An 18,534-nucleotide genomic window follows, 5' to 3' on the forward strand; every position below is an offset into this window, starting at 1 on the left:
TTGCAAAGGTAATAACTTTTTAGGTACGTAACAAATGTTACAATCAACATGTTGTTTAGGCCTTAACTTTGCTGTATAATACTAAAACAAAGTAATATGGAAAAATATAAAGAGATGACTGTGGGTCAGATCGTTGCAAATAGTTTTGCGAACGCATCAATTTTCGAAAAATATGGCATTGATTTTTGCTGTAACGGATTGGATATGCTGCCTGATGCGTGTGCAAAAGTCGGTATTGAGGTCGATACAGTGATCGAGGATTTGAATAAGCCCAAGAACGAAAGTTCCGAAGTCATCGACTTCAAGAGCTGGCCGCTCGATCTGTTGTGTGACTACATCTTAAAGTTTCACCACCGCAATATTCGCACCCAAGGGCCACAGATTATGGAGTTACTCCGTAAAGTGTGCGATGTTCACTCATGCAGCCACCCGGAGCTGCTGGAGGTGAAAGAGCTTTTCGAAAGGTCGTTGGAGGATTTGGAAAACCATCTGCAAAAGGAGGAGATTATGCTGTTCCCACATATATATGTTATGTGTGAATCAGTAAGTAGCGGCTTGCCGATTCCTGATTTTCACTGCGGCAGTGTCGAGGCTCCCATATCGGTGATGATGGCCGAGCATCAAGCCGAAGGCGATCGTTATCATCGCATGGAGGAATTGACAGCAGGCTACCAAACACCCTCGGATGGCTGTGGTAGTTATCGACTTTTGATGGCAAAATTAAAAGCGTTTAATGGTGCGCTACATCAACACATTCATTTGGAGAACAATGTGGTCTTTCCAACGGCAATCAACATAGAAAGAGATAATTTATAGTATTAACAATTTAAAACGAAAAGTTATGTTTTGTTATCAATGTCAGGAGACGGCCTTAGGAAAGGGCTGTACTGTTAAGGGTGTTTGCGGTAAAACGCCGGAGGTGGCAGGTCTGCAAGATTTGTTGATCTATCTATTGAAGGGGATTTCACAGCGCACGATCCGAATGCGAGAGGTTGGTGAGCTTGTCCCCGCAAAGGTCAATCGTTTTGTGATGGAGTCACTTTTTATGACTATCACCAATGCCAACTTCGACAAGACGCGCTTTGTCGCTGGCATCCAAGAGGCCATTGCTCTGAGAGATTCGCTCCCAAAGGCTGAATGCAACTGTGGATGTCAGACGTGGAGTGGCACGACGCTCGAACAAATGGAGCAGAAAGCTGCTGAGGTCGGGATACTACAAACCGAGAATGAAGATATCCGCTCGCTGCGCGAGCTGCTTATTTATGGTGTGAAAGGTGTTGCTGCTTATGCCGAGCACGCCACAAATCTTGGCTATGAGGATGACGATATTTATGAGTTTATGCAGCAAGCGCTCGTTGCAACTACAAAAGATCTAAGTGTGGATGAACTTATTGCTCTCGTGTTGAAATGTGGCGAATATGGTGTCAAAACGATGGCTCTTTTGGACAAAGCCAACACCTCTACCTATGGCAACCCCGAAATCACGAAGGTAAACATCGGAGTTCGCCAAAATCCTGCGATTTTGATCTCTGGTCACGACTTGCGCGATATGCAGGATCTACTGGAACAGACCGAAGGTACAGGTGTAGACGTGTACACCCACAGCGAGATGCTGCCTGCCCACTATTATCCGGCATTTAAGAAATATAGCCACTTTGTTGGAAACTACGGCAGCTCGTGGTGGAAGCAGACCGAGGAGTTCGAGTCCTTCAATGGCCCGATTCTCTTTACGACCAACTGCATTGTTCCACCGCGCAAAACGGCGACCTATGCCGACCGTGTTTATACAACGGGAGCATCAGGTTTTGAAGGCTTTAAGCATATCGGGGAACGTAAAAATGGTAAGAAAGATTTCTCAGCCGTAATTGAGCACGCCAAACGTTGCGCCGCTCCGATTGAAATTGAGAGTGGCGAGATTGTCGGAGGCTTTGCCCATGCACAGGTCTTAGCACTTGCCGACAAGGTTGTCGAGGCTGTAAAGTCGGGAGCAATCCGTAAATTTGTGGTAATGGCGGGCTGCGACGGACGTATGAAAGATCGCAACTACTACACCGAATTTGCAGAGGCTCTACCGAAAGATACGGTAATTCTGACCGCCGGATGTGCCAAATATCGCTACAATAAGTTACCACTTGGAGATATTGGGGGTATTCCTCGCGTGTTGGATGCTGGGCAGTGCAACGACAGTTACTCGTTGGCTTTGATTGCCCTTGCACTAAAAGATGCCTTCGGACTAAAAGATGTAAACGACCTGCCGATTGTCTACAATATTGCATGGTACGAACAAAAAGCCGTGATTGTATTGTTGGCCTTGCTGTCGCTCGGCGTTAAAAATATTCACCTTGGCCCAACGCTTCCCGCATTCCTTTCGCCAAATGTCACTAAAGTACTCGTTGAGAACTTTAACATAGGGTCGCAGCCCGCTATTGAAACTATCTTAAAATAATCAGCACTATGGAAACCGTAAGAAAACACCAACAAAACTGGATTATTGCCGGACTCTTCTGTGTCGTATTCTTGCTGGCGGGGTCACCTAAGGCCTTCGCTCACTGTGACTCATTCGCAGGCCCAGTTATTAAAGACGCACAGAAAGCCTTGGAAACTAACAAGGTTGAGCTACTCTACAAATGGATTACCCCCGACGATGAAAAGCAGATCAATGATCTTTTTACCAAAACCTACTCCTTGCGAAATGGAGATAAGGAGGTGTATCGAGTTGTTGAACAGCATTTTATCGAAACATTAGTGCGTCTACATCGAGCTTCGGAAAACGCATCTTATACGGGATTGAAGTCATCTGATAGTGTAGAGCCTATTATAAAAATGAGCGATGATGCTATTTTGACAGGAGATATTGACGGGTTGCTTTCGAAGCTCAATGCACATATGAATAAAGTGTTAAAGGCTAAGTATGATAAAATGAAAGCCCTTGAGGTTAAGAAGGATGCCTCCCCAGAGCAAGGTCGCGCCTATGTGCGTGCTTACGTGGATTATATCCATTCTATTGCTGGTATTCACGCTATTATTGAGGGGAAAGTATCTGATAATAGCAATTCCAGTGAAACAGCAAGCGGCCATGAATGCTAAAAAACCACGAACACAGAGATGATAAATTTTGATAATAGCTCGGTGCGCAGACAAGAGAGACTCCTTTCAGAGGAGTCTTCTCTTGATTTGCTAAGAGTCTCTGAATATGGCATTCTGTCATTTGTCGAGACAAGATGCGGGGCTGTTGCCGCTTATGGTATTCCGCTGAATTACGTTTTGAATGAAGATTATATATACTTTCATTGCGCCCCTGATGGGTATAAAATGAGCTGTTTGGATATATCCAATGAGGTGAGTTTTACCATAGTTGGTCGCACAGAAGTTATATCTGAAAAATTTACAACAGCTTATCAGAGTGTTGTTGTCCGAGGACAACTTGAGAGAGGACTGGCAGATACAGAGCGAATGAATGCTCTTAAAATGTTGCTTCAGAAATACTCGCCTAATGATATGGAGCGAGGGTTGAAATATGCGGAGAAATCATTTCACAGAACAGAAATTCTCCGCTTAAAAATAACTTCTATCTCAGCAAAAGCCAAGCAGATTGGTCGTTGACAATCGCAATATTAGCCTACTTATAAAGACTTACAATGTCTATAATTAAGGTTAAAGGCATAAAGGAGGATTACCAAGAATATTATTCCCGAGGCTCGCTTGTCATGGTATGACAAGCGAGCCTTTTTTATTTATGTTTCAAAACTAACAATACTAAAAAAAATGATAAAAATGAATAAAATTGTTAACTCTGATTTTTTGGCAATATTAAATGTTGCGGTACATGACAACACGCTTATCTCAAAATTAGATGCATCAGAAGTATTTAAAAATTTTCAAGGAGAACTATCAGCTATATTGGATTCGGAAATGGAATTTGCAGTTAAATATAGATACCTTGGCTCCTTGTTAATAGAATTCTCCACCTTACAGCGAGGGATAGTCGCCCAAAATTGTGAGGCGGGGGAAAAATATTACAATTACTAACGAACTGCTAAATAGAGCAATTCAACAGATAGATGTTGAAAAAGAGTTGCTGAACCTGAAACTCAAATACCCCAGTGGCTTTCACATATATTCTTCAAAGCCAAAATCACCACTCCATCTCACGCCAGAGTTCAAGGCTCTCAATCTAATGGAGATAATTGCTCCAATATACGAGTCCCAAATTCTTCAGGGGATTGACAATCAACCTGCCAAATTTATCCAAATCGTACAAGCCTTTGAGTGGATGTTTAGCTTTTCATTCAATGGCCGAGAACGGAGAATCAAAAGTGAACTTTATGATCGGAAACGTGGCGAAACCAAGTTCCTGGATGAACTTCGCAGTCAGGTTCTCGGTAAGAATACCAACCAAATAAATTACCCACCTAAAGAGAAAAAGTAATTACTTTCCAATGGGTTATTCATCGGACGTCCGCTCGGACGTCCTTTTTTGCGTGTGCTAATATCCCAAACTTTGCAGTCAGAAACGGTAAAGTGTCAAGGTATGAATTACGCAGAAATAATAAACAAGTTACAGGATAGTATCTTCTCGGTGCAGAAGGTATTGGAGGAGTTGCGTTGCCTGGATAGTACGATGGCTGATGATATCTACATCACCCGCCAGGAGGCTGCGGATCTGATGGGAAAGTCGATGCGTCAAATGGATCGTGACTGCAAGCGTTACGGAATTCGTCGTAAGCCTTTTAATAATGGAATCCGGATCAGTAAGCGCGATGTATTATGCCATATTGGAGCCTTACAGGATAATGAATCTATCCGAACAAAGATGAGTGAGTTCGAGCGAATTTGTAACGGAATAAGCAGATGATGAATTATATGGCAGAGATTAAGATGTTCTATGATTGGCTCGAAACTCACTCGCTGACCCCTGCTTCGATTACGTTGTGGCACGGACTGATGTTTATAGCCAATCGTTCGGGGTGGAAAAATCCACTCCCAATCTCGCTGTCTGTCATAGAGTCCCGGACAATGATCCCACGCGCAAGTATTTATCGGGAACGAGAGCGATTGCGTGAGGCGGGGTTGATTGACTTCTCGACCAAGGGTGGAAAAGCAAGTTGTCTCTACACGATTTATTCTCTTTCACAACAGTTAGAGTCTCACGGTGAGACGCAAAGTGCGGTAAACGAGGATCGAATACAGCATTTAGAGTCTCAGAGTGAGAAACAAAATGCGACTATTATATATAAACTAAACTATACAGAGAGTAATAAAGAAAAATCAGAAAAAGAAGATTCTGAGAAAATGGAGGTCGGAGCAGATGCTCCTCCGAGTCTATCCCCCGAAGAGAAAAAAGAAAGAAAAAGTTGCGCCAAAAAGAAAGAAAAAAGAGAAGCACCCCAATTGGACACCAATGCTATCCTGCAAACCATCGAACCGCCCTGGCGGGAACTAATGCACACCTGGTTGGAGTACAAACGGCTTCGCAAGGAGAGTTATCGAAGTGAAATCGGCATCCGAAAATGTCTGACAATGCTCCGTAATCTGTCGGGAAACAATCTGGAAACCGCAGCGGCAATCATCGACCAGAGCATGGCCAACAATTGGGCAGGGCTGTTCGAACTCAAGCGGCAAGCATATACACCACGAGGGCAGCCACTACCTGCCACAGGACAACATATCGGGCAGATCAAACAGCCCGAAACGGAGGAGCATAAAAACCGCATTCTCGAAAAATTCGGAAAACCTAAAAAATAGCCATATGCAAACATTATCACAAATTATCTCACAGATGGTCAAAGAGAAACGTCTTGACATCCGAGAACCCAATCCGATGTCGTGGGGCGACCACGAACAGTGCCGCCGAGGGTTCGTCACCATCTTTTGCGAGGTGGATACCACGTTCGACAATTACCAACACCTGCCCGAATACGAGGAGGTGATTGACTGGATGACCGATACCAAAGATCAAGGTCTGCTTCTGATGGGCGACTGCGGTAGAGGCAAAAGCATCATCATTTCGGGTGTAATACCTGTGTTGCTGAGATTGAAAAACAGATGGATTCGAGTCGTTCACAGTCAGGAACTGACCAAACCGACCCCATCGGCACAGGTGTATTACTACGGCCAACGTCCGGAAACCAATCTGGACTATCTGCTCAAGACACCGTTTCCAATCATTGACGAATTGGGTGTAGAGAGTCTGGTGAATGATTACGGCGAAAAGAGCGAGGGGTTTAATCTGATTATGAATGCCGCCGAGAGGTACCACCGTCCCATATTCGCCACCACCAATCTGACAAAGAAAGAGTTGTTGGAACGCTATGGTGAACGTACTCTCGACCGTTTGGGGCATCTGTGCCGTATTGTTGAATTCAAAGGCGAAAGCCTGCGGTAACTTGGAAAGTTATGAAAGGTATAGAAATCATCACGCTCTACTATTCGGAGCAACAACACGAGTTCTTTCCTAATCCGATGGATAGCAAACGGAATATCCCTGTAGGTGCAAAAGTTATCGCCCGGCAGATCGACAGTCGGGATGCGGAAGTCTTTATCAGCCGGATGCACACAAAGTATGTCAAAGGTCGCAAGCGTGGACAGTTCCCTACGTTGGAGATCGTCCGGTTGGAATTGGAACTCTTTATCAAACTCAAAAGTTATCACCGCAAATTAGTTTAAACATGAAATATCAACGAGTAATCCATCTGTTGGAGGATGGCCGCCGGAAATACTCCACGCACAATGGCGAGATTGAGAAGTGGCACGAGTACGAGATCGAATCGCTCCGCAGGAATCGGGAACAGTATGGCGACTCGGCTTATACCGCCGACTTCGCCAAATACGATGTGGTGGCCGCCAACCTCCGTAAACGCTATCCTAATGCGAAAATTCTTCGGGTTGTTGGTTTTGATACAGAAGACCACGACCTGCCTGTACGAACCGATGTAATCTTCTGACCTATGCCAAACATTANGTATTACTCAATGGCGTAGCGATTCTAAGGGAAGGTTGCTCATATTGAATAATAAACTCTTCAGGAGAAATAATTAAATTAGGATTAAGTATTGTTTTAATATCACTTGATAGAACCTCAATTTTTTTAATTGCAATAATTGGTGATAAAATGGCATGATGCTTTGAGCAAGTTTCTATTTTACAAAGAAATTTGTCTATATCATTTGTGGTAAAGGCTTGTATGTTGTTTCTTTCTGAAAGTTCATCACACAAATCGTTGACAGAATATGTGGCATCAAATAGCCATTTTACAACTGCCTCTTCTGTGATTTTTGCAGATGTAAAATGCATTTTCTTAATATCACCATCTACAATATCATCTGTATTTGGGTATGTTTTCCTTGTCTCATTATATACTTCAGAAATTGCAGTAGCTATATTTTCTTTATCTTCTAATAGGTAATCTAATGATTTCCCTGCAAAATAACTCACTATAAAACTCAGTATTGCATCCATGATTCTATCTTATTTTCACATAAAGTTACTACAATTGCCAATATGCTCCAAATCTGAGACATAGTTTCGGTAAAAAACACCGCCACCTCATTAAGTTTGCTCAAAAATGAGTAACTGATGAGGTGGTTTCCTTTTAATATATTCCGTAGTGAAGAGCGAGTTGTATCAGCCGAATTCGAGAATGCCGTAAACAAGGCTCTCACGGCGGATACGGTTGCTGATGCGACTCGCAAGCCTTATATTTCCGAAGAAGGTGCATTGAATCTCTCGGCGGTATGGGCTTGTGTGCGTATCCTGTCAGAGACTGTCGGAACGCTACCGATACACCTCTATAAGCGTACCGATAAAGGTCGGGAGAGACAATATGCTCACGCTTGCCATAAGCTACTCCAACTCCCTAACTCATTTTCCAATCGGTTTGATCTGATGCACCACCTGATGATCTCGTGTGCATTGTGGGGCAATGGGTATGCCCGAATTCACCGAGGTAAGGATACCCGTCCAATCCGACTTCAACTGATTCATCCGGCTAAAGTAGAACCTATCCTCAATTCCAACGAAGAGCTATTTTATAGATTGGATAACGGAGAACTGCTTCCCAATGATGAATTGATTCACCTACGAGGTCTGTCTACCAACGGCATTAAGGGCAAAAGTCCGATAGCTGTTCATCGGGACAATTTGTCTCTGACAATGGCGGCACAAGAGTATGGTGAACGTTTTTTCAACCAAGGTGGTAATATGTCGGGAGTGTTCAAATATCCATCGACACTCAAACCCGAAGCATATCAACGACTCAAAAAAGATTTAGTGGCACAGTCTGTCGGACTACATAATGCCCATATCCCATTGCTTTTGGAAGGAGGTATGACTTATGAGCGCATTTCAATACCTCCCGAAGATGCACAGTTTATTGCCACTCGCAAGTTTCAGAAGACTGAGATTGCCACCATCTACGGCATTCCGCCCCACATGATCGCTGACTTGGAACGTGCCACCAATAATAACATTGAGCACCAAGGAATGGAGTTCGTCACCTACTGCCTGATGCCATACCTTGTCCGACTTGAGGAGGAGTTCAATCGCAAGTTGCTCCGCTACGATGAGTTTGAGGAGTATTACTTTTTGTTCGGGCTTAATGGACTGTTACGTGGCGATGCAAAAACCCGCTCTGAGTATTATAAAAATATGAATTTCGTTGGTGCGATGAATGCCAATGAGATCCGTTCGCTCGAAGATATGAACGCCTACGAGGGTGGTGATGAGTATTTCGTTCAAATGAATATGCAAACCGTTAAAAACGCAATAAATGGAGAACCAAAGAATTCAACCACAGGAAATCGAGATTAGATGCCTCATTTCCGATTTACATATTGAGCAACGAGAAGTCGGCACAGCCAGTCGCACCATTGCAGGGTATGCCGCCAAGTTCGAATCGTGGAGCGAACCGATTATGGGCTGGTTTCGGGAGAAAATCGCTCGTTCAGCTTTTGAGAAGTGCGACCTCTCGGATGTGATTATGTGCTTCAATCACAATGTGGATGACATTCTGGCCCGGACGATCAGCGGAACTCTGAACCTATCCGTTGACGATATCGGTCTCAAGTTCTCATTCGAAGCTCCGAACACGACTCGTGGCAACGATATGTTGGAACTCGTCCACCGAGGCGATATCAATAAATGTTCCTTCAAATTTATCGTTGAGGCTGACGAGTGGCTTTATGCCGATGAGAAAAACGGTCTCGAATACGATGAACGCACCATTCTCGAATTCTCCAAACTGATTGATGTCGCTCTCGTAGTTTTTCCGGCATACAAGGATACCGAAGCATCTGTTCGTCACCTGGAACAACGCAAAACGAAATTTCTGCAAACCAATCAACCGGAGCAAAAAGAAACCAACCGCTCCGTTGCTGAAAGTCAGTCAAGGGAACGGTTGGTGCAACTGTTATCCATTCGATAATATTAGCATCGTTCAGGATACATCCAAATAGTTTCAGGAGCATCAAATGATGAATAAGCAACCCAATGTTTAGCTAATAATTGATGTTCTTGTTCTGTTGTTTCCCATGACTTTTTATCAATGCAATTATCTACGTCCATATCATCAAAAATAGTAATGTTTATAGGCTTAGATTTTCCTCTTCTAAACGCATTAACGAAATTTTGCATCGTAACTCGATCTTTATTTACTCCATTGTACAGAATATTATAGTTATCTACGATATGGTTACTACTTTGTCTGACAATTTGATAGTTGTATAAATCTGTTTCATTAAGCTGACTAAATGAAAGTTGATACGTATTTCCTATCCAGTTTATTTGATAAAAAGATATATTCCTATTCTTTAGGCTATCAACTATCAAGTTTCGCTCATCAATACCAATGTGTAATCCAAAATATATCCCTGTTATTGTATTATCGGAATATTTTTTAATTCCCGCCTTCTCAAAAACCAACCGTATTTCATTTTCATAACTCCAAGCCAACGATTTTGTGCCAAACACTTTCTTTTGAATGCCGAAAGCGTCTAAAAAATCAGCATTTGTAATTGACGGCATATTGGGTTGATAGTCTATATTAATCCTATTTCTTATGTCGAAATCAGGAGTAAGGATATTTTCAAATTCCGCCAATTCATATTCGATACAGAATCCTCTATGTGAATCAGCATAATGCGCCCACATCAACTCATTTGAAGGAAATATGTCTTCTTGCTTTGGTAGCACTAATGAATATATTCCTTTATCAATCGGATTCACTCCTTGATAAAATTTTGTTTTATCTGAATCTATCATTTTTAATTTGAATGAACCTTCAAATGGGTCATTCAGATCTCTAAACCGAGAAGCATAAAACTCATAGTTCAATAACGAATCCGTATCTCGTCTTTTCTGAGTTTTAGCATCCAGTAAATTTGAACGGTATTTATATGCTTTCATTTTTCAATTGGTTATCGATGCAAAGATACTAACTTTATGATTATCATATTCCAAACCGAGACAAAGTTTCAGTAAAGCATAGCTGTCTCAGGGTAAGTTTGCCTCAAAACAATCAAAAATCCGATTAGAAAATGAGCAAACTAAAAGAACTCCGAGAGAAACGAGCAACCGTTTACACCGCCATTGATGAACTCCGTAAGAGTGCCGATGGTCGTGAGATGACCGCCGAGGAGCAGACCCGATGGGACACGCTGTTGTCCGACTATGAGAAGGCCGACAAGGTGGTCGAGCAGGAGGAGCGATTCCAAGAAGTAGAACGCCGCCAAGCGGAACAGACCTACGAGAGTCGCCACAAACCACAAGGCAAAGAGAATCAAAACCAACCATCCGACGAGGAGTACCGCACTGCCTTTATGGAGTACCTGATGCGTGGTGGTAACGAGATCACTCCCGAAAGCCGTTCCATCTTTGAGAAACGTGCAGGTATTACCGGATTGTCGGGCGGTGTGATTGTTCCCAAAACGCTCGCTGACAACATCGAAATCGCCCTCAAAGCATATGGCGGTATGTTCGAAGCCGGAACGATTCTAACCACCTCGACCGGAGGCGATCTGATTATGCCGACCATCAACGACACGACTTCCAAAGCAACAGTCGTTGCCGAGTACAACCAATCGACCAAGAAAGCACCGAGCTTCGGTTCGGAAACGCTCAAAGCCTACACCTACCGCACTCCGATTGTCCCTGTGTCGCAGGAGTTACTGCAGGATAGCAACTTTGACTTGGAGTCACTACTGAGTGGACTGCTTGCGGAGAGTTTTGGGCGTGGTATCAATGAGGACTTGACTATCGGCAATGGAACAGGCAAACCGAAAGGAATTATCAATTGGGCAACCGCATCGGATGCCGCTCCTGCCGCCGCAGCCATTAAGTTGGACGATATTATCGACCTGCTTAAATCGGTGGACTCCGCATACGCACGTAACGGACGATTTATGTTCAATCGTGAGACACTGTGGTCGCTCGTGAAAATTAAGGATACCACAGGACGCTACATCTGGCAAGAGGGAGCAAAAGACGGTACACCTCCGACACTCTTTGGCAAGAGCTATATTCTCAATGACGATGTGGCCAATATAGGTGCAGGTAATGCTTCGATGCTGTTCGGGGACTTCTCCAAGTACAAAATCCGTATGGTGAAGAATTTCCGGGTGATTCGTTTGAACGAACTCTTGGCAGAGTACCTCTCTATCGGATTGTTCGGCTTCGCTCGTGTGGACGGTATTCTGTTGGATGCCGGAACGCACCCTGTCAAGAAACTGGTTCATGCCAATGCTTAGGCGATGAGAGTAGTTGAACCGACGACAAACCGAAAGCAGAGCCAAGCTCGCTTGGACTCTGCCGAGGTGCGAAGGAGGAAGACCGAAGGTCAGTACAGAGAGTTTCCATTGACTTTGGAACTTGCCAAGCAGCATCTGCGATTGGGTGACTCCACTTATAACGACGAGTTGGTTACCGCTAAACTCGAAATGGCAGTTGCAGTGGCGGAGGATATGACCGGGCGGATTATTCGAGAAAAAGTAGTCGTTTTTGATCTGCTTGCTCCTGCTGATGACACGATATTGCTCCGTATGCCCATTCATACTGCCGAGGTCTTGGAGCTTTCTGTAGCTCAACAACTCATTTCCGAAGATAAATATACGCTGCTGAACTCCGATTACGAGGACATTCTGTTTGTAGATTCCGAATATGTCGGTAAACGAATCACCATCAAAGCAGTAGTGGGCTACTCGAAAGAGAACATTCCTCATACTATCAAAGCAGCTATCCTCTTGATTCTCGGAACGCTCTACGACAATGAGTCGGATAATATTGTGGGCCGCTCTGTTTCAGAACTCTCACTCACCGCTGAAAAACTTCTGCTTCCCTGGCGGGTAACACCTTACGGCGATGTTTGACACTCGAATTGAAATAATGGCTTACAGCCAAGAGCGAGATGACTACAACGAGCGAACGATGGAACTTGTGCAAATAGGCGTATTCTACGCCCAGAAAACCGAAAGTGGTGGTCGGGAGAATCTCTATGCCAGCCGTATCATCCACGAAAATGAAGTGGTCTTCACGGTTCGATACTCCAACAAAATCAAATCGGGAATGTTTGTCCGACTCGATGGTCGGGATATGAAGATCACCTCCGTTCACGAGGAGGGGCGCCGAAAGTATTTGCATCTAAAAACCATCAAGTCCAATGTTGAAGATTAAAGTTGAGGGATACAAGGAGGCCAAAGCAATATTGGACGAGCTGCCGAACAATATGCAGAAACGTATGCTGCTTGCAGCTTTGAAAGGTTCTGCCAAACCAATGCTGCAATCGGCAAAGGGGAAAGTGCCGATCAAAAGTGGCAAACTCAAAAAGATGCTTCGGGTGGTACGGTTCAAAGATCGCAAAGCATCGAAATCGGAGGTGTCGGTAGCGGTAAAGCCTGTATTTGAGCGCACCAAGAAAAAGGGTGCGATCAATCAATACTACGGCAAATTCATCCACGAAGGAACATCTGATGTCCGCAAATCCCGAAAGGGTAAGATGCTCGTCTTTGTGAATCAGCAAGGCGAAAAGGTATTTGTTAAGAGTGTCAAAGGCATAAGAGCCAACCCATTCTTAGAGCAAGCCTATCGGGAGAGCAACGAACGGACGGTAGCCATCTTCGGAGATGAACTCGCTTCGGCAGTAGAGAAATTTGTAACAAAGAATTTTAAACCAGTCAAATGATGACCGATTTCAAAAAAGAGTTGATTACCAAGTTGGAGGCGGCAATCCCCAAACTCCGAGATAAGATACAAGCCGGGGCGGTGGATGCGGAAACGCCTGTGCCATATGCTGCATACTCTACGCCGGAGGAGACTCCGGTACGAACAATTCACGGCATTGCCGGATACAACACGCTGTTTGACTTGTCGGTCTACCACTCCAAAATGTCGGAGGTTGAGAAGTTGAAGCATCTGGTGATTCATGCGTTGGAGGGAGAACCCGTTGCCGACAAGCGATGTTACTACAAGGCTTCGGAGTATGGTTTTTATCCGGATTATAATATTCACGGCTATATACTCACATTCAGAATCATATAAAAATGGAAAAGAAAGTAATACAGGGTGAGGATATTATCCTCTTGGTGGACGAGAAAACCACGCTTCACGCCACCACGCATACGCTAAAAGTGGATTTGGAGCTCAAAGAACTGCGAACGAAAGATACCAATGGCAAAGAGAAATCTCCGGGCGACATATCGTGGTCGGTGGATGGTGACGGTTTGGTGGTAATAGACGATTCGGTCGAGAATGCTCATACCTCCGAGGATATTCTCGGCATCGTATTGAGCAAAAAGATTGTCGATGTGGTGATCAAATCGCCGATGGCCGGACTGACCAAAACCTATTCGGGCAAGGCATTTATCACCTCATTCTCACTTGGTGCTCCTGCAGGCGACAATGCAACATACTCGTACAGCCTCACCGGAAGCGGCAACCTGGCTCCAACCCCTAAAACTCCGCAAGCATGAAAGAGATTATCGTAAACGGTAAAGCCTTGCCGATTCATTTCGGACTCAAGGCGATCAACGAGTTCACGAAACTTCAAAACGGAGATTTCCACGATACGGTAACCACCACCGATTCGCTCGGTAGCCTGGACTCTATTGTTACACTGACCGTTTCGGGACTGAATGAGGGAGCGAGAAAATCTAAATCCGAGGTTCGATATACCGAAGACGAGGTATGGGATCTCTTTGATGAGAACCCGAAACTGATTCTCGAAGTATCGGAAATCTTTATGGAGGCGGTGATTCCGCTGACCGATAAGTTGGGAGCATTAAACCCAAACGTACAGCCGATAGCGATGGAGAGTCAGAGCGAGTAACCTACGAAAAATGGTTTGCCGTTGCTGTCGGACAAATGGGTTTGCGGCCCGATGATTTCAATGCGCTGACTCCTGCTGAATTTATCTACGCATGGATCGGTTGGAGTGAATTGGAGCAAAATCGCACCAAACAGGCGTGGGAACGGGAACGATGGTCTGTATGGGTTGCCACCTGTATCCAACTCGACAAAAAGGATCGGCAACCAATGACGCAGATGTTTCCTCTGCCTTGGGAGGAGGTCGTCTCAATTCAGCAGGAACTAACGATGGAAGAACGCAAAAAACGAGTAAATGATATTCTAAATAAATGAGTCGAAGAATAGCCGACCTGCTGATTAAGATTGGTGCGGACTCGTATGAGTTTCAGCAAAAAGCCAAGCAGGTAGAGAAAGGATTGGACGCGCTGACCAAACGGTTGGACAAAGTCGGTAAGGAGATGTCGCTCAAAGTGACAGCTCCCCTTGTCGCTTTGGGTGCGGTATCTCTTTCGTTGGCCGATACACAGGCGAAAGCCGAAGCCAAGGTACAGCAGGCAATCAAATCGACAGGCGGTGCAGCTAAACTCAACTTCGACCAACTCAAACGCTTTGCCTCCGAACTACAAGGCAAAACCATCTTCGGGGATGAGAAGATACTCAATGACTCCACCGCTCAACTACTCACTTTTACTAATATCGCAGGCGAGAATTTCAAACGGACGCAGGCGGTGGCTCTCGACCTGGCGACCGTCTTAGACGGTGATCTGAAGTCCGCATCCATACAGTTGGGTAAGGCACTTAACGATCCGGTTAAAAATCTGACGGCACTCTCCCGTGCAGGTATTCAGTTCTCCAAAGAGCATACGGCTACGATTAAACACCTTGCTGAGACCAATCGCCTTGCCGAAGCGCAGGGGTTGATATTGGAGGAGTTGGAGCGACAATACGGTGGTCAGGCAGAAGCGGCAGCCAAAGTGGGACTCGGCGCATTGCAACAACTCAAAAACTCATGGGGTGATTTCTTGGAACAGATAGGGGCAACTCTGATGCCTGTGGTGAACAAGATTGTCGGAGCGTTGTCGCAAGTAGTGGCGGTGCTTCAAAATATAAATCCTCAGATGCGTGAGGTGATCGTTATCGTAGCGGGTATTGCTGCCGCTATCGGGCCATTGGCAATGGGCGTGGGTGGTATTATCCGAATGCTGCCGATGCTCTCTGCCGGATTTACGGCTCTGCTCTCTCCGGTCGGGTTGATCGTTGCCGCTGTATTGGCGTTGGGTGCTGCATTCTTCTATGCTTACCAACGCAAGAAGGAGTTGCAGGAGGATATGACTACACAGTTCGAGGGACTGTCGCTCGGCACACTCGAAAAGCGACTCAAAGAGAACAAGCGTCTGCAGGAGGTCAACGAACGGGAGTCTCCTTGGCAGGGAAACTCTCCTTACTCCAAACTGACCTACGCCCTGAACAAAGGCAAACGGCGGGACAACCTCAAAATGGAGGAGGAAGCCCTGACTGAGGCGATCCGCAGAAACACCCAAGCCTACGAGGAGCGGCAACGTGTCGAGGCAGAATCAAAAAAGATCGCCGATGATATGGCAAATGCTCTCAAGGGTGTCAATACCGAAACCACTCGTGGCAGTGGGTTGATCAATGACTTGACCACCAAGATTGAGGTGTTGGAGAAGAAAAAGTTACTGCCCAATGCCACCGTAGAGGATATTGCCGCCGCCAATGCCGAGATTGCCAAACTCAAAGAGGAGTTAAACCGCCTGCAAAACATCACGCCCGAACAACTCAACCGAAAACCACTCGAACCGATACTGCCAGCAACCGTAAAACCCATTATGCCTGCCCTTGAGGTGAAATTACCTGATCTGAAACCCATTATCACCAAGGCGCAACAACAGATGATGGAGATCCGCAAGACCGTAACCGAGGGGATCTATGGTTGGGCGGAGGTGACAAGTTCGGGGCTACAATCTTCCATTATGGAGACCGAAGCCATTGTCGGCAAATACACCGAGGCTCTGGTTGCCAAAGGGTGGAAGTTCTCGGAGGCTCTGACCTTTGTGTCGGATAAGGTGAGCGAGGTAATGAAGGGGTTTGATGAATCGCTGAGTAATTTTATCGCCGGAAGTATCGAGGCCGCTGCAGAAGCCATCGGGCAGATTATCTCCGGGGATTTTGGTTTTGACGGATTGATGAAGGCGATTCTATTGCAGTTGGCGAGTTTTCTCAAGCAGATCGGGGCGCAGTTGATCGAGTTCGGCGTGATGATTATTGCGTTCAAGATGGCTCTCAAATCGGTGCTTGCCAACCCTTGGGCGGCGATTGCCATTGGTGCGGCAATGGTTGCGGCGGCAGCCGTGATGACGGCACTCATCAACAAAAATGCCCAGAAGAACGCTCCGAAACTTGCCAAGGGTGGACTTGCCTACGGGCCAACCTATGCAATGGTGGGTGATAACCCCAATGCACGAATTGACCCGGAGGTAATCGCTCCGCTATCCAAACTACAGGGAATGATGTCCGGCGGCAGAGGCTCCCAGAATATACAAATTGCCCTCAGCGGTCAACTGACAGCCAAGGGCAGGGATTTGGTATATGTGCTCGGTAAAGAGAATTTTAAGATTGATGTGTTGGGAGGGTAGTCATATATATTATATGGAGCCAAATTATTTTCAAGCTAATCGTTCGGCATATGGAAATGATGGAATAAGCCGAAAATAAGTAATTATACATTTTTTGTTCTTATATTCTTTTGAATCCCCACTCGCGTATGGCGTAATTAACGAATGGTGCATGAAGTGGAATATTATTTATGATATACCCCTCAAAGCCACTCAATTTAAGGATTAATACACAGCATAATTTATGAAACATTAAACTTGTATAAAATAGCTTGTCAATTTCTTTGTCTCCCTTATCAATATTCAAATGACCGTGCAAAAATTTGTTGCGATCGTTAATAGCCTTAATTTCTGCTTGAGACAAATTATATCCTAAAACTTCAAAAGGCAGTCTTAACTTACTTGCATTAGTCGGTTGATTTAAATTTTCCAGCTTATTCTTGATAAACTTTATTTCGTCTTCAGATAGACAAGTAGTATTTGTAACTACATCCGAAAATACAGGTTTTAATGAATTCCAGCTACACTCGCTGATAGCACGAGGAGCAATGAGACTATGTGTTTTATATATTTTACTACAAAGCGTTTCGAATGCTATACAATATACCCCAGACTGCACTTCGTGCTCCAACCATGATGCAGACAAAGTCATTAATGCCGCTCTTGCTATTGAATCATGGTCATTGAAAAGAGTTACCATATTTGAGAATACTTCCATAGAAATCCTATCTATTCTGAACTTCCAATGCCTTTCTATAAGCGTCAACATTCTTTCTTTGGCATCCTTAGCCGTCATTTTTGCTGACAATGGCATAAGAACAGAATAAGCATTAGTTGTGAATATAGAGTATTGACCTTTAATGGATTTTCGCAATGTTTTGAAATATATTCCAACAGGTACATTGAAACTTTTTCTATTGGCAGCAACGATAAATACTTCGTTCAAATGCAAAGTTCCACTTAAAAAACCAAGAGTAAGAAGTGTATTAAAAGCCACCTTTTCAAACTGATCAAGTTCATATTTTTCACCTGATTCGATTACGAGGTAGTATTGCTTTTTATATTCGAATTGAAATAAATGGATTTGATCTGTAGGGCATGTGATCTTAATCAAACCATCAATATTCTTCCCATGACTCTCATAATGGTATCTATCATAGTCATCATGCCACGCACGGTTAGGGATCGGGACTATATATCGAAAAAAGTATTTGCGATTGATATCTATTTTTGCGTCATAAATTGCCTGCGAATCTAAAGCTAATGAGAAATCATTAGAGCCACCACAAAGCACATTATCACGAATGTTTTCAATCCTGGACACATTTGCAGGTATTATCCATTTTTTGTGGTTATGCGTGAAATGAAATTCTGGTAGATTAGACTGTTTTGCATTGTCTACAGCAGAGTAATCTGTAATAGGAATTACAAATTTCAATTTAATGCTATTCTCTGATTTTGAAATCAGCGTTACAGCATCTGATCCAAAAGAGAGTCCTGTTACATGCCCTGTCCTCATCCTTTTGAATGAGTCAATGAGTTTCAACGTCGGATGAAGTATTTTATTAATTAACGCCATACTGATATGATCTATGTATTGGATTTTTAT

Annotated in this window: 23 protein-coding genes; 21 read left to right on the plus strand and 2 right to left on the minus strand. The window is 44.4% G+C overall.

Annotated features, from left to right (window positions below):
- Positions 1-96 precede the first annotated feature (96 nt).
- The 13 genes from ric (at position 97) to CTY47_RS01410 (ending at position 9,421) form a co-directional block, all read left to right on the plus strand.
- Complete coding sequence (ric, locus tag CTY47_RS01345; RefSeq protein WP_099463073.1) at positions 97-816, plus strand: iron-sulfur cluster repair di-iron protein; 720 nt, start codon at positions 97-99, stop codon at positions 814-816.
- A 25-nt stretch (positions 817-841) separates the two neighbouring features.
- Positions 842-2,446 (plus strand): hydroxylamine reductase, encoded by a 1,605-nt coding sequence (gene hcp / locus CTY47_RS01350; RefSeq protein ID WP_099463074.1) that lies wholly within the window; start codon positions 842-844, stop codon positions 2,444-2,446.
- An 8-nt stretch (positions 2,447-2,454) separates the two neighbouring features.
- Positions 2,455-3,087 carry a DUF6448 family protein gene (locus tag CTY47_RS01355; protein WP_099463075.1) on the plus strand — a complete coding sequence of 211 codons (633 nt, stop codon included), beginning with the start codon at positions 2,455-2,457 and terminating at the stop codon, positions 3,085-3,087.
- A gap of 18 nt (positions 3,088-3,105) precedes the next feature.
- Entirely contained in the window at positions 3,106-3,603 is a 498-nt protein-coding gene (locus CTY47_RS01360; protein WP_199163380.1) for a pyridoxamine 5'-phosphate oxidase family protein, read from the plus strand.
- 171 nt (positions 3,604-3,774) lie between these two features.
- On the plus strand, positions 3,775-4,029 hold the full coding sequence (locus tag CTY47_RS01365; protein WP_143813305.1) for a hypothetical protein: 255 nt from the start codon (positions 3,775-3,777) through the stop codon (positions 4,027-4,029).
- Entirely contained in the window at positions 3,998-4,429 is a 432-nt protein-coding gene (locus CTY47_RS01370) for an RteC domain-containing protein (protein ID WP_099463077.1), read from the plus strand. The genes CTY47_RS01365 and CTY47_RS01370 overlap by 32 nt, the downstream gene beginning before the upstream one ends.
- Before the next feature lie 102 nt (positions 4,430-4,531).
- Positions 4,532-4,855, plus strand: coding sequence for a hypothetical protein (locus CTY47_RS01375; RefSeq protein ID WP_099463078.1), 324 nt, complete (start codon positions 4,532-4,534; stop codon positions 4,853-4,855).
- A gap of 8 nt (positions 4,856-4,863) precedes the next feature.
- Positions 4,864-5,745 carry a hypothetical protein gene (locus tag CTY47_RS01380; RefSeq protein WP_143813307.1) on the plus strand — a complete coding sequence of 294 codons (882 nt, stop codon included), beginning with the start codon at positions 4,864-4,866 and terminating at the stop codon, positions 5,743-5,745.
- A 4-nt stretch (positions 5,746-5,749) separates the two neighbouring features.
- A complete protein-coding gene (locus tag CTY47_RS01385) occupies positions 5,750-6,385 on the plus strand; it encodes an ATP-binding protein (RefSeq protein WP_143813308.1) in 636 nt (211 codons plus the stop codon).
- Positions 6,386-6,396: 11 nt separating this feature from the next.
- Entirely contained in the window at positions 6,397-6,666 is a 270-nt protein-coding gene (locus tag CTY47_RS01390) for a hypothetical protein (RefSeq protein WP_099463081.1), read from the plus strand.
- Between the two features lie 2 nt (positions 6,667-6,668).
- Complete coding sequence (locus CTY47_RS01395; RefSeq protein WP_099463082.1) at positions 6,669-6,944, plus strand: hypothetical protein; 276 nt, start codon at positions 6,669-6,671, stop codon at positions 6,942-6,944.
- Positions 6,945-7,575: 631 nt separating this feature from the next.
- Complete coding sequence (locus tag CTY47_RS01405; protein ID WP_099463084.1) at positions 7,576-8,808, plus strand: phage portal protein; 1,233 nt, start codon at positions 7,576-7,578, stop codon at positions 8,806-8,808.
- Positions 8,768-9,421, plus strand: coding sequence for an HK97 family phage prohead protease (locus tag CTY47_RS01410; protein WP_099463085.1), 654 nt, complete (start codon positions 8,768-8,770; stop codon positions 9,419-9,421). The genes CTY47_RS01405 and CTY47_RS01410 overlap by 41 nt, the downstream gene beginning before the upstream one ends.
- A gap of 2 nt (positions 9,422-9,423) precedes the next feature.
- On the opposite strand, the gene CTY47_RS01415 is transcribed toward CTY47_RS01410, so the two are convergent.
- Positions 9,424-10,401 carry a DUF2971 domain-containing protein gene (locus tag CTY47_RS01415; RefSeq protein ID WP_099463086.1) on the minus strand — a complete coding sequence of 326 codons (978 nt, stop codon included), beginning with the start codon at positions 10,399-10,401 and terminating at the stop codon, positions 9,424-9,426.
- A 131-nt stretch (positions 10,402-10,532) separates the two neighbouring features.
- Between CTY47_RS01415 and CTY47_RS01420 the strand changes: the two genes are divergently transcribed.
- The 8 genes from CTY47_RS01420 to CTY47_RS01460 all read left to right on the plus strand — a co-directional run bounded on the left by CTY47_RS01420 (position 10,533) and on the right by CTY47_RS01460 (position 16,946).
- A complete protein-coding gene (locus CTY47_RS01420; protein WP_099463087.1) occupies positions 10,533-11,741 on the plus strand; it encodes a phage major capsid protein in 1,209 nt (402 codons plus the stop codon).
- A gap of 3 nt (positions 11,742-11,744) precedes the next feature.
- A complete protein-coding gene (locus tag CTY47_RS01425; RefSeq protein WP_099463088.1) occupies positions 11,745-12,359 on the plus strand; it encodes a head-tail connector protein in 615 nt (204 codons plus the stop codon).
- A complete protein-coding gene (locus CTY47_RS01430) occupies positions 12,352-12,663 on the plus strand; it encodes a phage head closure protein (RefSeq protein ID WP_099463089.1) in 312 nt (103 codons plus the stop codon). The genes CTY47_RS01425 and CTY47_RS01430 overlap by 8 nt, the downstream gene beginning before the upstream one ends.
- Positions 12,650-13,171, plus strand: coding sequence for an HK97-gp10 family putative phage morphogenesis protein (locus CTY47_RS01435; protein ID WP_099463090.1), 522 nt, complete (start codon positions 12,650-12,652; stop codon positions 13,169-13,171). The genes CTY47_RS01430 and CTY47_RS01435 overlap by 14 nt, the downstream gene beginning before the upstream one ends.
- A complete protein-coding gene (locus CTY47_RS01440; protein ID WP_143813310.1) occupies positions 13,168-13,527 on the plus strand; it encodes a hypothetical protein in 360 nt (119 codons plus the stop codon). Before CTY47_RS01435 ends, CTY47_RS01440 begins: the two co-directional genes overlap by 4 nt.
- A 2-nt stretch (positions 13,528-13,529) precedes the next feature.
- Positions 13,530-13,958 carry a phage major tail protein, TP901-1 family gene (locus CTY47_RS01445; protein WP_099463092.1) on the plus strand — a complete coding sequence of 143 codons (429 nt, stop codon included), beginning with the start codon at positions 13,530-13,532 and terminating at the stop codon, positions 13,956-13,958.
- Complete coding sequence (locus tag CTY47_RS01450) at positions 13,955-14,314, plus strand: hypothetical protein (RefSeq protein ID WP_099463093.1); 360 nt, start codon at positions 13,955-13,957, stop codon at positions 14,312-14,314. The genes CTY47_RS01445 and CTY47_RS01450 overlap by 4 nt, the downstream gene beginning before the upstream one ends.
- Positions 14,315-14,621: 307 nt before the next feature.
- Positions 14,622-16,946 carry a phage tail tape measure protein gene (locus tag CTY47_RS01460; RefSeq protein WP_099463095.1) on the plus strand — a complete coding sequence of 775 codons (2,325 nt, stop codon included), beginning with the start codon at positions 14,622-14,624 and terminating at the stop codon, positions 16,944-16,946.
- A gap of 100 nt (positions 16,947-17,046) precedes the next feature.
- Here CTY47_RS01460 and CTY47_RS01465 read toward each other — a convergent pair whose 3' ends face one another.
- A complete protein-coding gene (locus CTY47_RS01465) occupies positions 17,047-18,504 on the minus strand; it encodes a hypothetical protein (protein WP_099463096.1) in 1,458 nt (485 codons plus the stop codon).
- Positions 18,505-18,534 lie beyond the last annotated feature (30 nt).

This window comes from Parabacteroides provencensis, from assembly GCF_900232875.1.
Classification (GTDB): Bacteria; Bacteroidota; Bacteroidia; order Bacteroidales; family Tannerellaceae; genus Parabacteroides; species Parabacteroides chinchillae.

Bases quoted from the DNA above. Each gene is read 5' to 3' on its own strand.
- CTY47_RS01380 (WP_143813307.1), top strand. From the start codon at position 4,864: ATGGCAGAGATTAAGATGTTCTATGATTGGCTCGAAACTCACTCGCTG.
- CTY47_RS01465 (WP_099463096.1), bottom strand. From the start codon at position 18,504: ATGGCGTTAATTAATAAAATACTTCATCCGACGTTGAAACTCATTGAC.
- CTY47_RS01360 (WP_199163380.1), top strand. From the start codon at position 3,106: ATGATAAATTTTGATAATAGCTCGGTGCGCAGACAAGAGAGACTCCTT.
- CTY47_RS01405 (WP_099463084.1), top strand. From the start codon at position 7,576: ATGAGGTGGTTTCCTTTTAATATATTCCGTAGTGAAGAGCGAGTTGTA.
- ric (WP_099463073.1), top strand. From the start codon at position 97: ATGGAAAAATATAAAGAGATGACTGTGGGTCAGATCGTTGCAAATAGT.
- CTY47_RS01390 (WP_099463081.1), top strand. From the start codon at position 6,397: ATGAAAGGTATAGAAATCATCACGCTCTACTATTCGGAGCAACAACAC.
- CTY47_RS01450 (WP_099463093.1), top strand. From the start codon at position 13,955: ATGAAAGAGATTATCGTAAACGGTAAAGCCTTGCCGATTCATTTCGGA.
- CTY47_RS01440 (WP_143813310.1), top strand. From the start codon at position 13,168: ATGATGACCGATTTCAAAAAAGAGTTGATTACCAAGTTGGAGGCGGCA.
- hcp (WP_099463074.1), top strand. From the start codon at position 842: ATGTTTTGTTATCAATGTCAGGAGACGGCCTTAGGAAAGGGCTGTACT.
- CTY47_RS01425 (WP_099463088.1), top strand. From the start codon at position 11,745: ATGAGAGTAGTTGAACCGACGACAAACCGAAAGCAGAGCCAAGCTCGC.
- CTY47_RS01365 (WP_143813305.1), top strand. From the start codon at position 3,775: ATGAATAAAATTGTTAACTCTGATTTTTTGGCAATATTAAATGTTGCG.
- CTY47_RS01410 (WP_099463085.1), top strand. From the start codon at position 8,768: ATGGAGAACCAAAGAATTCAACCACAGGAAATCGAGATTAGATGCCTC.
- CTY47_RS01395 (WP_099463082.1), top strand. From the start codon at position 6,669: ATGAAATATCAACGAGTAATCCATCTGTTGGAGGATGGCCGCCGGAAA.
- CTY47_RS01420 (WP_099463087.1), top strand. From the start codon at position 10,533: ATGAGCAAACTAAAAGAACTCCGAGAGAAACGAGCAACCGTTTACACC.
- CTY47_RS01435 (WP_099463090.1), top strand. From the start codon at position 12,650: ATGTTGAAGATTAAAGTTGAGGGATACAAGGAGGCCAAAGCAATATTG.
- CTY47_RS01385 (WP_143813308.1), top strand. From the start codon at position 5,750: ATGCAAACATTATCACAAATTATCTCACAGATGGTCAAAGAGAAACGT.
- CTY47_RS01460 (WP_099463095.1), top strand. From the start codon at position 14,622: ATGAGTCGAAGAATAGCCGACCTGCTGATTAAGATTGGTGCGGACTCG.
- CTY47_RS01415 (WP_099463086.1), bottom strand. From the start codon at position 10,401: ATGAAAGCATATAAATACCGTTCAAATTTACTGGATGCTAAAACTCAG.
- CTY47_RS01355 (WP_099463075.1), top strand. From the start codon at position 2,455: ATGGAAACCGTAAGAAAACACCAACAAAACTGGATTATTGCCGGACTC.
- CTY47_RS01445 (WP_099463092.1), top strand. From the start codon at position 13,530: ATGGAAAAGAAAGTAATACAGGGTGAGGATATTATCCTCTTGGTGGAC.
- CTY47_RS01430 (WP_099463089.1), top strand. From the start codon at position 12,352: ATGTTTGACACTCGAATTGAAATAATGGCTTACAGCCAAGAGCGAGAT.
- CTY47_RS01375 (WP_099463078.1), top strand. From the start codon at position 4,532: ATGAATTACGCAGAAATAATAAACAAGTTACAGGATAGTATCTTCTCG.